This is a genomic window from Leifsonia sp. ZF2019, from assembly GCF_019924635.1.
Taxonomy (GTDB): domain Bacteria; phylum Actinomycetota; class Actinomycetes; order Actinomycetales; family Microbacteriaceae; genus Leifsonia.
Window position 1 is genome coordinate 2379700 of sequence record NZ_CP065037.1, and the last position, 13589, is coordinate 2393288.

Here is a 13589-nt window from a genome sequence, read left to right on the forward strand (position 1 = left end):
CCTATGGGGCGGGCGTGGTGAGCAGCGCGATGAACATGGCGTCGGTGAGGTGACGATGCGGCCACAGCTGCACGACGTCCGGGTCGCCCGCGAGATCGAGGCGCTCCTCGGCCAGGCCCTGCACGACCTCCGCCGTGGCGACCTTCTGCAGTGCGGGGTGCCGCTCGAGCGCCGCCGCGACGACGCTCCGCGTCTCGGCGATGTGCGGCGAGCAGGTGACGTACGCGAGCAGACCGCCGGGCGCGAGCGCGGCGACGGCGGAGTCGAGCAGCCGTGCCTGGAGCGCGCTCAGCTCGGCGACGTCCTTCGGGTCTTTGCGCCATCGCGCCTCCGGACGGCGGCGGAGGGCGCCCAGGCCCGTGCACGGCGCGTCGAGCAGGATGCGGTCGAACTCTCCCGGATGGTCGCGGCCGACGTCGACGCCGTCCTGCTCCCAGACCGGGACGTCGAGCGGCACGGCCGCGAGAGCCTTTCGGACGAGCTCCGCCCGCGCCGGGACGAGTTCGTTGGCCACCAGCGCGGCGCCGCCCGCCAGCGCCTCCGCCGCGAGCAGCGCGGCTTTGCCGCCCGGGCCGGCGCACAGGTCGAGCCAGCGCTCGCCCTCGCGGACCGGGCGTGCGCGGGTGAGCGCGAGCGCCGCGAGCTGCGAGCCCTCGTCCTGGACGCGCAGGCGCCCGTTCGACGACTGGACGAGCCGGAGCGGGTCTCCCCCGTCTCCCGAGAAGCCGACCGGCGAGTACCGGTCGGGCCGCGCACCGGCCGGCGCGTCGGCGAGTCCCGGCAGCGCGATCAGGTTCACTTTCGGCGCCGCGTTGTCGGCGGCGAGCAGCGCCTCCAGCTCCCCGCCGCGCCCCTCGGCCTCCAGCGACCGCCGGAACGCACGGATCACCCAGGTGGGATGCGACGTGACGGCCGCCAGCGCATCGTCCGTGCTCTTCGCGCCCGCGACGACGCGGTCGCGCCACTCCTCGGGGGTGTGCCGGCCGATCTCGCGGAGGACGCCGTTCACGAACCCCGTCGCGGAACGGCTGCCCACCGCGCGCGCGAGCGCGACGGACTCGTTGACGGCGGCGTGCGGGGGGATGCGGGTGGAGAGCAGCTGGTGCGCTCCGAGCCGCAGCACGTCGAGGATGGGCGGGTCGATGCGGTCGACCGGGCGCCCGGCCGCGCGGGAGATCACGCGGTCGTAGTAGCCCTGCATCCGGAGCGTGCCGTAGGTCAGCTCGGTGGCCAGCGCCGCGTCGGCGGGCGACAGGTCGGCGCGGGCGATCCTGCTCGGCAGCAGGAGATTGGCGTAAGCGTCCGAGTCGCGCACCGCCGAGATGACGTCGTAGGCGACGGTGCGCGCGGAGGCGGCGAGTGGCCGGGAGTCGCGGGAGTCGCGGGCGCGGCGATCGTTCACGCGAGCACCGCCGTCCCACCGGCGCCCCGCCACCAGTCGGCGGCCGCCATGGCGCGCTTGCCCGCCGGCTGCACGACGAGGAGCTCGAGCGGCGACGTCCCGGTCCCCAGGAGGACCCGCGTGCCGTCCAGGACGACGTGCCCGCTCGCCACGCGGTCGGCGTCGTCGGCGCGTCGCGCCTCCGCGATCTTGAACCGCTCGCCGTCGAGGAGCGCGTACGCGCCCGGCTCCGGTGTCACGCCGCGCAGACGGGCGTAGACCTCGTCGGCGGGACGGGCCAGGTCGAGACGCGCATCCTCGATCGAGAGCTTCGGTGCGACGGTGGGCTCGCCCTCCTGGGGACGGGCCGTCGCCGTCCCGGCCGCGAGCGCGTCGACGGTGTCGGCGAGCAGAGAGGCCCCCGACTCCGCCAAGGCTTCGAGGAGCTCACCGGCGGTCTCGTCGGCGCCGACCGGGCGGCGCAGCTCCGCGAACACGTCACCCGCGTCGAGCGCGGGCACGAGCTGGAACACGGCGGCGCCGGTCTCGGCGTCGCCGGCGATCACGGCGCGCTGGACGGGCGCGGCTCCGCGCCAGCGCGGCAGAAGGGAGAAATGCAGGTTCACCCAGCCGAGCCGGGGCGAGGACAGCAGCGGCTCGCGGACCAGCCCCCCGTACGCGACGATGACACCGAGATCCGCTTCCAGGGCGGCCACCGCCTCCGTGACCTCGTCGCCGAGGCGGTTCGCTTTGATCACCGGGAGACCCAGCCGCTCGGCTTCGGCGGCCACCGGCGATGGCGTGAGGACGCGCTTGCGGCCGATCGGGGCGTCCTCCCGGGTGATGACGGCGGCCACGTCGTGCCGCGCGGCGACCGCGCGGAGGGACGGGAGGGCGACGGCGGGGGTGCCGGCGAAGACGAGACGCATACGAAGGTTCTTCCGGAGGGTCGGGCGCGCGGGAGGGCCGCGCGAGGGACCCGACGAGTCTACCCGCGCCCGTCAGAGGATCTCGGGGTCGTCGAAGCGCACCCGGAGCGCGGGGGCAGGCCGGAAGCCGCCGCGGCCCGCCGGTGCCTTGCGCCGCTTGGTCGCGTTGCGCACGACCGCCGCGCGGACAGCCACGGCGACCTCCGGCCCCCGCGAGTACTCGAACCGGAGGATGCCGCGCACGAGCTGATCGTCGACCGGGGCGGGGCCGAGCACGTCGATGAGGAGCGCGGCGTCGACGGCGTCGATCGCGGCACGCACCGCCTGGTCCGTCCCGGTGATCGACGCCAACCGGACGGCGGGAGGGAAGCGCAGCTCGCGCCGGTCGGCGAGCTCGGCGCGGGCGAAGTCGACCAGCCGTCCGGTCGCGAACGCCCGCGCAAGCGGGCCGGACACGCCGACGAGCACGGTGGGCGCACCCGGTGCGGCGAGGGTCGCCGCGCTGGACCACCAGCGCAGGCAGTCCTCGGCGACGTGCAAGGTCTCGCGCGCCAGCATCCGCTCGCCGTCCAGCAGCAGCACCGCCTGGTAGCCGCCCTCGGCGATCGGCTCCGCCCCCCGCGTCGCGACCACGAGAGCCGGTGCCGCACCGACGCGCTGCACGGGGTGATCTCCGTCGGCGACGACGACGCGGATGCCGGGGAACGCCCTGCCCAGCTCCTCCGCGGTGCGGCCGGAGCCCAGGCTCACCATCCGGAAGCGGTGACCGTCGCAGCGCTCGCACGTCCATTCGGTGGCGAGAGCGCCGCACCAGCCGCAGGAGGGCGTCGCGCCCGCACGGACCTGGCCGAGGGGCCCTTCGCACGTGTTGCAGCGCGCGGCCTGCCCGCAGCTCACGCACGCCAGCTGCGGCACGTAGCCGGGGCGCGCCACTTGCACGAGGACCGGGCCCTTCGGGCGCCCGCCGTCGCCGCTCAGGGCCTCGCGCGCGGCGCGCCACGCGAGCGAGGGGATGCGGGCGGCGCGCGCCGCGTCCTCGGTCGCTTGCTGGTTGGCCGTCAGCACGACGCGGGGCGACACCGCCCGCGCCGGGCCCACGTCCCGCAGCCAGCCGAGCTCGACGAGCCGCTGCGCCTCCACGCTGCGCACGAGGCCGGACAGCACGAGCGCGCAGCCCGTGAGCTCCTGGCGCACCAGAGCCGCATCGCGGGTGTGGACATACGGGCTCAACGGCTCGGCGTGCAAGGGGTCGCTGTCCTCCCAGACGACGATCAGCCCGAGCCGCTCAGCTGGCGCATACACCACGGAGCGGTTGCCGAGGACGATCCGCGGACCGCTCAGCGCGGCGAGGAACGAGCGGTAGCGGTCGGCGTTCGCCTGTGAGGCGTCGGCGCGCACCACCGCCTCGGCGGGGGCGATCGCGGCGAGGGCGGCTCCGAGCTGGTCGAGGTCACGATGATCGGGCACCGCGATGATCGCCGTGCGCCCCTCCGCCCAGCAGGCGGCCGCGAGCGCGGCCAGGGTGACGGCCCACTCCCCGACCCAGGTGCCGTCCGGGAGCGCGCTGAGGCGCGGGATCGCCTGGAGCGCCAGGCGCTCACCCCGGGCCACCGCCTGCTCGAGGAGCCCGTCCCCGTAGCCGCGCACGGAGATCGCCGGCGGGCGGGGCCGCGGTGAACGCTCCTCTTCCGTCGACGCCAGCCAGGCCTTCTCGGCACGGACCATGCGCCCGGGCACGGCAAGGCGCAGGATGTCGCTCGCGGTGCCCGCGCTGCGGTCGGCCAGCTTGCGCGCGAGCGTCCACACGCCCGCGGTGAGCACGGGAACGGGCGAGACGACCTCCTCCAGCGGGCTCAGGGACCCGTCGAAGCCCTCGCCCGCGTCGGCGAGTTCCACCAGGTAGCCGTCGGCGATCCGGCCGGCCGTGCGCAGCGGCACCCGCACGCGCACACCCGGCACCGCCTGTTCGGCGAGCTCGTCGGGGACCGCGTAGTCGAAGAGGTGATCGAGCTGTGGGAGCGGCGAGTCGAGGACGACGCGGGCGACCCGGGCGGCCGCCGCCACTCCTAGAGCCCCGCGGCCGACCGCAGGTCGTCGACGCGGTCGAGCCGCTCCCAGGTGAAGTCGGGGAGCTCGCGGCCGAAGTGGCCGTACGTGGCGGTGCGCGCGTAGATCGGCCGCAGGAGGTCGAGGTCGCGGATGATGGCAGCGGGACGCAGGTCGAAGACGTCACGGATGGCGGCGATGATGCGCTCGTCGGGAAGCGTGCCGGTGCCGAAGGTCTCGACGTACAGCCCGACGGGCGCCGCCTTGCCGATCGCGTAGGCGACCTGCAGCTCGAGGCGCTCGGCGAGACCCGCCGCGACCGCGTTCTTCGCGACCCAGCGCATCGCGTAGGCGGCCGAGCGATCCACCTTCGACGGGTCCTTGCCCGAGAACGCGCCGCCGCCGTGACGGCTCGCGCCGCCGTAGGTGTCGACGATGATCTTGCGTCCGGTCAGGCCGGCGTCGCCCTTCGGGCCGCCGATCTCGAACCGGCCGGTCGGGTTGATGAGCGTGCGGATGTGGGACGTCTCGAGCCCGGCCCCGTGCAGCACGGGGGCGATGACCTCCTCGACGACCTCGGCCTGCAGCTGCTCGTTCGTCACCGTCGGCGCATGCTGGGTCGAGAGGACCACGGTCTGCACCGACTTCGGGACGATGCCCTCGTAGCCCACCGTGACCTGGGTCTTCCCGTCCGGGCGCAGGTAGTCGAGCGTGCCGTCCTTGCGGACCTCGGCGAGGCGCTCCGAGAGGCGGTGCGCCAGCCAGATCGGCAACGGCATGTACTGCGGGGTCTCGGTCGTGGCGTACCCGAACATGATGCCCTGATCGCCCGCGCCCTGCCGGTCGAGATCGTCGCCGCTCTGCTCCGCGCGCGTCTCGAGCGCGTTGTCGACGCCCTGCGCGATGTCGGGCGACTGCGCACCGATCGAGACCGAGACGCCGCACTGGGTGCCGTCGAAGCTCACGTCAGACGAGTCGTAGCCGATCTCGACGAGCTTCTCCCGGACGAGCGCCGGGATCTCGACGTAACCGCGCGTGGAGACCTCGCCCGCGACATGCACGAGGCCCGTCGTGACCAGCGTCTCGACCGCGACGCGGCTGTGCGGGTCGACGGCCAGCAGTGCGTCGAGGATGCTGTCGGAGATCTGGTCGCAGATCTTGTCCGGGTGTCCCTCGGTGACCGACTCGGACGTGAAGAGGCGCAGATCTGCCATTGTTCTCCTTGGGTCGAACGAGAGGTGCGGCGCCGCCGTCAGGCGATGACGTCGAGGATACGGTCGGCCACCGACAGCTTGGTGCCCGAGGCCTCCATCACTATATCGCCGCCCTTTCGCAGGACCACGACCTCATTGCTCTCCGTTGCGAAGCCCTGCGACCAGCCGACCTGGTTGAGCACCAGGAAGTCGCAGCCCTTCGCCGCGAGCTTGCTGCGGCCGAGCTCGATGAGGGCGGACGGGTCGGGCTCGGTCTCCGCGGCGAAGCCGACGAGCACCTGCCCGTCGCGCTTGCCGGTCGCGAGGCCGGCGAGGATGTCGGGATTGGCGACGAGCTCGAGGGTGAGGGTCTCCCCCGCCTCGGACTTCTTGATCTTGGCGTCGCGGGTCTGCGCCGGCCGGTAGTCGGCGACCGCCGCCGTCATCACGACGATGTCGGCGGACCGTGCGGCCTCCGTCACCGCCTCGCGCAGCTCGAGCGCCGTCTGCACCTCGACCAGCTCGACGCCCTCGGGCGGCTCGACCTCCAGGTGGGCGGCGATCAGCACGACCTCGGCGCCGCGCGCCAACGCGGCGCTCGCGAGCGCGACGCCCTGGCGGCCGCTCGACCGGTTGCCGAGGAAGCGCACCGGGTCGAGGGGCTCGCGAGTGCCGCCGGCGGTGACGACGACGCGCCGGCCGGCGAGGTCGACCCCGCCACGCGGGAGGCGCGCCGCCTCGTTCGCTCGACGGCGCTCCGAGAGGACGACCACGTCGGCGGCGGGCTCGGGAGCCGCGGCGGCGACCGGGCGCGGCGACACACCGGCGGCGCGGAGCGCGGCCCTCGCGATGACCTCCGGCTCCTCCATGCGCCCCGGGCCGGAGTCGGCCCCGGTGAGCTGCCCGCTCGCCGGCCCGACGATCGTGACGCCCCGACCGCGCAGGGTCGCGACGTTGGCCACCGTCGCGGCGTTGCGCCACATCTCGGTGTGCATCGCCGGGGCGATGACGAGCGGGGCCGTCGAGGCGAGGACCGTGTTGCCGAGCAGGTCGTCGGCGATGCCCGCGGCCAGCTTGGCGATCGTGTTGGCCGTCGCGGGCGCGATCACGATCAGGTCGGCCGACTGGCCGATGGCGACGTGCCTGACCTCCGCGACGCCCTCGTAGAGGTCGGTCGCGACCGGGTTGCGGCTGATGGCCTCCAGCGTCGGGCGCCCGACGAAGCGCAACGCGGCCTCCGTCGCCACGACGTGGACGGAGTGCCCGTCCAGCACGAGCGCGCGGATGACCCCCACCGCCTTGTACGCGGCGATGCCGCCGGTCACTCCGACGACGATGGTCAAACGTGCGCTCACGGCGCCACCCCCTCAACGGCAGAGTACTGCTGCAGCCGGGCGTGCCCGGCGGTGCCCGATCCGGCGATCGGCTCTATTCGACGATCGGCTTCAGGACGAGCTTGTCCTCGTTGATCTCGTGCATCGCCACGGAAAGCGGCTTGTCGTCGACGGACGAGTCGACCAGCGGGCCGACGTTGTCGAACAGGCTGCCCTCGTGCAGGTCCGCGTAGTAGTCGTTGATCTGGCGCGCACGCTTGGAGGCGAAGATCACCAGGGCGTACTTCGACTCGACCTTGGCGAGCAGGTCGTCGATGGGCGGGTCGATGATGCCGTTGTTGCTGGTTGCCATGCGGAGGGACTCCTTCAGCTGATTTCTGTGGAAGGCCGTGGTCGGCCCTGGTCGTTCTGGGCGGTCGACGTGCGGCGACCGGCGCCGGTTCCGGCGCGACGAGAGCGGTCTACGGACGCGACGGCGCCGCGCGGACCTTCATCAAGTCTACGACCTCGCGGGCGGCCTCGGCGACGTCGTGGTTCACGACGCGGTGATCGAACTCGTCCTGGGCCGCCAACTCGACCTTCGCGGTCTCCAGCCGGCGGGCCTGCTCGGCGGAGTCCTCGGTGCCGCGGCCGATGAGGCGGCGGACCAGTTCCTCCCACGTCGGCGGCAGCAGGAAGATGAGCCGGGCCTCCGGCATGCTCTCCCGCACGCTGCGCGCACCCTGCAGGTCGATCTCGAGCAGAACGCTGCGCCCCGCGTCGAGCGCCTTCTCGATCGGCGCGCGCGGCGTGCCGTAGCGGTACGCGTTGTGCACGGTCGCGTGCTCGAGCAGCTCGCCCTCCGCGATCATGCGGTCGAACTCGGCGTCGTCCACGAAGTAATAGTTGACACCGTCGACCTCGCCCGGGCGCGGCGCGCGCGTGGTCGCCGAGACCGAGAGCAGCACGTCCGGGTAGTTCTCACGGATGTACGTCGAGACCGTGCCCTTGCCGACGGCCGTCGGCCCGGCGAGCACGACGAGCTGATTGCGCTGGCGGCCGGCCTTGTTCTCCCGGTCGATGAGGAAGTCGCGCAGGCGCAGCCGCTGGTGGCGGCCCAGGCCGCCCAGCCGCTTCGCGGGCGAGATGCCCAGCGTCGTCAGCGCTTCCTGCATCTTGGTGGTCCCGATCGCGGGGATGCTCAGCAGGAACTCGGTGACGCGCAACCGCCCCTCCACGCCGTCCGGCTGGGCGGTGGCGTGGTCGAGCACGGTGAGCGGCGACACGTCGCGGGAGGCGATGGACTTCTTCACGGCGGCACGAGCCCGGCGCGCCGCGACAGCGGCCCGGGAGGCGGCGCGACGGTCGACCTCCGGCGGGGCGGGGCGGCGGGAGACGGGCTCAGCCATGGCTGGCGCGCACCTCCTCGGCGCGGCGCGCGATCGCGTCCGCGAGGCCGTCGCGGCCGGCACCGAGCAGGCCGCGGGACTCGCTCACGATCACGCCCGGCGCGAGGCTTCCGAACAGGTGCGGCGCGTCCTCGACGCGCGCGCCCTGGTGGCCGAAGCCGGGAGCGAGCACGGGGAAGGCCGGCGAGAACACCGGACCGCGGGTGTCGATGCCGTAGGCCGTCAGGTCGACGGTCGCGCCGAGCACCAGGCCGACGGTGCCGAACGGATGCGGGGTCTGCTCGAGGTTGAACGCGTGCACGCCTTCGATGATCGCACGGGCGACGGTGGCTCCGGCATGGGGACCGGACGCGACGACGGCCTGCTGGATCGCGGCGGCCTCCGGATTGGAGGTCGCGGCGAGCACGAACAGGCCCTTGCCGTGCTCCTCGGCGAGGCGCATCGGCTCGGCGATCGAGCCGACGCCCTGGAACGCCGACACGGTCAGCGCATCCGCTTCGAGCGGCGCGCCCGGCGTCAGCCACGACTCGGCGTAGGCTGTCACGCTCGTCCCGATGTCGCCGCGCTTGGCGTCGGCGATCACCAGAAGACCCGCGGCACGCGCCGCTCCGATCACCTCCTCCAGTGCGGCGTATCCCGCGGAGCCGTAGCGCTCGAAGAACGCCACCTGCGGCTTGACCAGGCCGGCCCGGCCAGCCGCCGCCGCGACGGCGCGCAGGCCGAACTCCCGGGCCCCCGCCGCCGAAACGGGCAGGCCCCACTCCGCCAGCAGATGCTCGTGAGGGTCGATGCCGACGCACAGCCGGCCGCGTTCGGCGAACGCCTCCGCGAGACGGTCGCCGAACGCCGTGCCGACTGCCGTCATGCGCGCGCGGCCCGCTGCAGCGCGTACTCCTGGAGCGACGTGACGTCGAAGCCCTCGCGCACCGCGTCGAGCGAGGCGACGGCCGCACTCAGCTCGGCGATGGTCGTGAAGAGGGGCTTGTCCCCGGCCACCGCGGCGGCGCGGATCTCGTATCCGTCGGCGCGCGTGGTGCCGCCGCTCGGGGTGTTGATCACCACGTCCACCGCGTTGCGGGTGATGAGGTCCACGATGGAGTCGTCCGGCGATTCGCTGTACTTGCGCACCACACGCGCCTCGATGCCGTTACGGTTCAGCACCTCGGCGGTGCCCTCCGTCGCCAGGATCTCGTAGCCCAGCTGCCGCAGACGCAGCACCGGCAGCACGATCGCGCGCTTGTCGCGGTCGGAGACCGAGACGAAGACCGTGCCGGTCAGCGGCATGCCGCCGTAGGCAGCGGACTGGCTCTTCGCGAACGCCGTCGGGAAGTCCTTGTCGATGCCCATGACCTCTCCGGTCGAGCGCATCTCCGGGCCGAGCACGGAGTCCACGATCTTGCCGTCGCGGGTGCGGAACCGCTTGAACGGGAGAACCGCCTCCTTGACCGCCACCGGCGAGTCCATCGGGATGACCGATCCGTCGGCCTTCGGGAGCAGGCCCTCCTCGATCAGGCCGGCGACCGTCTCGCCCACCATGATGCGGGAGGCGGCCTTCGCCAGTGGGATGCCGAGCGCCTTCGAGACGAACGGGACCGTGCGCGACGCACGCGGGTTGGCCTCCAGCACGTAGAGGACGCCGGCTCCGATCGCGAACTGCACGTTCAGCAGCCCGCGGACGCCGATGCCCTCGGCGATCTTGCGCGTCGCCTCGCGCACCCGGTCGATCTCGCGCCGTCCGAGCGTGATCGGCGGGAGGGTGCAGCTCGAGTCGCCGGAGTGGACCCCGGCCTCCTCGATGTGCTCCATGACCCCGCCGATGTAGAGCTGCTCGCCGTCGAAGAGGGCATCGACGTCGATCTCGATGGCGTCGTCGAGGAACCGGTCCACCAGGAGCGGGTGCGCCGGGCCGACGATGCCCTGGCCCGCGACGCGCTCGAAGTAGTCGGCGAGGGACGGGGTGTCGTAGACGATCTCCATGCCGCGCCCGCCGAGCACGAAGCTCGGGCGCACGAGCACCGGGTAGCCGATCGTCTCCGCCGCGTGCGCGGCGCTCGGGAAGTCGACGGCGGTGCCGTTGCGCGGCGCCAGGAGACCCGCGTTCTCGAGGATCTCGGCGAACAGGCCGCGCTCCTCCGCCAGGTCGATCGCCTCCGGGGTCGTGCCCAGGATGGGGACGCCCGCGGCCTCCAGCCCCTTGGCGAGGCCCAGGGCCGTCTGCCCGCCGAGCTGCACGACGACGCCGACGAGCTCGCCGGACTGCGACTCGGCGTGGATGACCTCGAGCACGTCCTCCAGCGTGAGCGGCTCGAAGTAGAGGCGGTCGCTGGTGTCGTAGTCGGTCGAGACCGTCTCGGGGTTGCAGTTGATCATGATCGTCTCGAACCCGGCGTCGTGCAGCGCGAACGACGCGTGCACACAGGAGTAGTCGAACTCGACGCCCTGTCCGATTCGGTTCGGGCCGGAGCCCAGGATGACGACCTTGCGCTTGTCGCTCGGGGCGACCTCGGTCTCCAGGTCGTAGCTGGAGTAGTGGTACGGGGTCAGTGCCGGGAACTCGCCCGCGCAGGTGTCGACCGTCTTATAGACCGGGCGCACGCCCAGGATGTGCCGCACCTCCCGCACATCGGCTTCGCCGAAGCCGCGGAGCTCGCCGATCTGTGCGTCCGAGAAGCCGTGGTCCTTGGCGTAGCGCAGCGTGTCGGTGTCGAGGGTGTCGGCGTCGCGGATCTGCTCCGCGACCTCGTTGACGAGCACGATCTGGTCGATGAACCACGGGTCGATCTTGGTGGACTCGAAGACCTGCTCCGGCGTCGCGCCGAGGCGCAGGGCCTGCTGCACGTCGACGATCCGGCCGTCCGTGGGCGTGCGGATGGACTCGAGGAGCTCCTCGACGGTGCGCGTCTGCGGACCCCAGTGGAAGGACGAGCCGCGCTTCTCGAGCGAGCGGAGTGCCTTCTGCAGTGCCGACGAGAAGCTGCGGCCGATGGCCATCGCCTCGCCGACCGACTTCATGGTCGTCGTGAGCGTCGGGTCGGCGGCCGGGAATTTCTCGAACGCGAAGCGCGGGACCTTGACGACGACGTAGTCGAGCGTCGGCTCGAAGCTCGCCGGGGTGACGCGGGTGATGTCGTTCGGGATCTCGTCGAGGCGGTAGCCGATGGCCAGCTTGGCGGCGATCTTCGCGATCGGGAAGCCGGTCGCCTTCGACGCGAGCGCCGACGAGCGGGAGACGCGCGGGTTCATCTCGATGACGATGATGCGCCCGTTCTCGGGGTTGACGGCGAACTGGATGTTGCAGCCGCCGGTGTCGACGCCGACCGCGCGGATGATGTCGATGCCGATGTCGCGCAGCTTCTGGTACTCGCGGTCGGTCAAGGTGAGCGCCGGCGCGACCGTGATCGAGTCGCCCGTGTGGACGCCGACCGGGTCGACGTTCTCGATGGAGCAGACGACGACGGTGTTGTCGGACGTGTCGCGCATGAGCTCGAGCTCGTACTCCTTCCAGCCGAGGATGGATTCCTCGAGGAGCACCTCGCTGGTCGGGCTCTGGTGGATCCCGTCGCCGACGATGCGGCGCAGTTCCTCCGGCGTGTAGGCGAAGCCGGAGCCGAGGCCGCCCATGGTGAACGACGGGCGGACGACGAGCGGGTAGCCGAGGTCCTCGGCGAACTCGAGGGCCTCCTCGACGGTGTGCGCGATGTGGGAGCGCGCGACCTCGGCGCCGGCCTCGATGACCAGCTCCTTGAAGATCTGGCGGTCCTCGCCCTTCTGGATCGCCTCGAACTTCGCGCCGATGAGCTCGACGCCGTACTTCTCGAGGATCCCGTGCTCGTGCAGCTGCATGGCCGCGTTGAGCGCGGTCTGGCCGCCGAGGGTCGGCAGGATGGCGTCCGGCTTCTCCTTGGCGATGATGGTCTCGATGACCTGCCAGGTGATCGGCTCCACATAGGTGGCGTCGGCGAAGTCCGGGTCCGTCATGATGGTGGCCGGGTTCGAGTTCACCAGGATGACGCGCACGCCCTCCTGCTTGAGCACGCGGCACGCCTGGGTGCCGGAGTAGTCGAACTCGCAGGCCTGGCCGATGACGATCGGACCGGATCCGATGACCAGGACGGATGAGATGTCGGTGCGCTTGGGCATCAGGCGCCGGCCTCCTTGGTGGGCTCAGCGTCGGCGGTCTCGCGACCGGTGATCATGCTGAGGAAGCGGTCGAAGAGGTAGTTGGCGTCGTGCGGTCCTGCCGCCGCCTCCGGGTGGTACTGCACGCTGAAGGCCTGCAGGTCGAGGCAGTTGAGGCCCTCGACGACGTTGTCGTTCAGGCTGAAGTGACTCACCTCGACACGACCGAAGCCGGCCGGCGAGTCGAACGTCGCGTCGAGGGGCGCCTGCACGGCGAAGCCGTGGTTCTGAGCCGTGATCTCGACCCGTCCGGTGCGCTTGTCGAGCACCGGCTGGTTGATGCCGCGGTGACCGAACGGGAGCTTGTAGGTTGAGAGTCCGAGCGCCCGCCCGAGCAGCTGGTTGCCGAAGCAGATGCCGAAGTACGGCAGCCCGGCCCGCAGCGTGTCCTGGAGGAGCGCCACGTGGCGGTCGGAGGCCTGCGGGTCGCCCGGTCCGTTCGAGAAGAACAGGGCGGAGACGCCGAGGTCGAGCACATCCTGCGCGGACACCTGCTGCGGGAGCACGTGCACGTCCAGCCCCCGGCCGGCCAGGTTCTCCAGCGTGGACTTCTTGACGCCGAGATCGAGCACCGCGACCGAGCCGACCTTCTCGCCGACGGCGGGGAGTGTGTACGGCTCCACGGTCGAGACCTCGGCGGACAGGTTGCGGCCGCTCATCGCCGCGCCGCTACGGACCAGGTCGAGCTGCTCCCCGTCGGAGAGGTCGAAGTCCTCGCCGGAGAAGACGCCCGCGCGCATGGCGCCCGCCGAGCGGATGTGTCGGGTGACGGCACGGGTGTCGATCCCGCTGATGCCCACCACGCCCTGGGCCACCAGGTCGTCGTCGAGGCTCCGCTGCGCGCGGAAGTTCGACACGATGCGGCTGGGCTCGCGGACCACGTAGCCGGCGACCCAGATCTGCCGCGACTCCATGTCCTCGTCGTTGGTGCCGGTGTTTCCGATGTGCGGGGCCGTCATGAGGACGATCTGCCCGGCGTAGGACGGGTCGGTCAGCGTCTCCTGGTATCCGGTCATGCCGGTCGAGAACACCGCTTCGCCGAGCGTCCGCCCGGTGGCGCCGTAGGCCCGGCCCACATAGCGCTTCCCGTCTTCGAGGACGAGCACTGCCCGTCCGGCTGTCACGTCACCTGCAGTCAC

Annotated in this window: 10 protein-coding genes; all 10 read right to left on the minus strand. The window is 72.3% G+C overall.

Annotated elements, in window-relative coordinates:
• Position 1: 1 nt before the first annotated feature.
• Positions 2-1402, minus strand: coding sequence for an RsmB/NOP family class I SAM-dependent RNA methyltransferase (locus IT072_RS11645; protein ID WP_223356723.1), 1401 nt, complete (start codon positions 1400-1402; stop codon positions 2-4).
• Positions 1399-2310 (minus strand): methionyl-tRNA formyltransferase, encoded by a 912-nt coding sequence (gene fmt / locus IT072_RS11650; protein ID WP_223356726.1) that lies wholly within the window; start codon positions 2308-2310, stop codon positions 1399-1401. The genes IT072_RS11645 and fmt overlap by 4 nt, the downstream gene beginning before the upstream one ends.
• A gap of 72 nt (positions 2311-2382) precedes the next feature.
• Positions 2383-4374: a primosomal protein N' gene (locus tag IT072_RS11655; protein WP_223356729.1), complete on the minus strand. Its 1992-nt coding sequence runs from the start codon at positions 4372-4374 to the stop codon at positions 2383-2385.
• Between the two features lie 2 nt (positions 4375-4376).
• Positions 4377-5570: a methionine adenosyltransferase gene (metK, locus tag IT072_RS11660; protein ID WP_223356743.1), complete on the minus strand. Its 1194-nt coding sequence runs from the start codon at positions 5568-5570 to the stop codon at positions 4377-4379.
• Between the two features lie 38 nt (positions 5571-5608).
• Positions 5609-6892: a bifunctional phosphopantothenoylcysteine decarboxylase/phosphopantothenate synthase gene (locus tag IT072_RS11665; RefSeq protein ID WP_223360963.1), complete on the minus strand. Its 1284-nt coding sequence runs from the start codon at positions 6890-6892 to the stop codon at positions 5609-5611.
• An 85-nt stretch (positions 6893-6977) separates the two neighbouring features.
• Positions 6978-7235 carry a DNA-directed RNA polymerase subunit omega gene (gene rpoZ / locus IT072_RS11670; protein WP_021757903.1) on the minus strand — a complete coding sequence of 86 codons (258 nt, stop codon included), beginning with the start codon at positions 7233-7235 and terminating at the stop codon, positions 6978-6980.
• 109 nt (positions 7236-7344) lie between these two features.
• Entirely contained in the window at positions 7345-8271 is a 927-nt protein-coding gene (gmk, locus tag IT072_RS11675; RefSeq protein WP_223356746.1) for a guanylate kinase, read from the minus strand.
• Positions 8264-9136, minus strand: a complete 873-nt coding sequence (gene pyrF, locus IT072_RS11680; RefSeq protein ID WP_223356750.1) for an orotidine-5'-phosphate decarboxylase — start codon at positions 9134-9136, stop codon at positions 8264-8266. The genes gmk and pyrF overlap by 8 nt, the downstream gene beginning before the upstream one ends.
• Positions 9133-12411, minus strand: a complete 3279-nt coding sequence (gene carB, locus IT072_RS11685; protein WP_223356761.1) for a carbamoyl-phosphate synthase large subunit — start codon at positions 12409-12411, stop codon at positions 9133-9135. Before carB ends, pyrF begins: the two co-directional genes overlap by 4 nt.
• Positions 12411-13589, minus strand: coding sequence for a glutamine-hydrolyzing carbamoyl-phosphate synthase small subunit (gene carA, locus IT072_RS11690; protein WP_223356763.1), 1179 nt, complete (start codon positions 13587-13589; stop codon positions 12411-12413). The genes carB and carA overlap by 1 nt, the downstream gene beginning before the upstream one ends.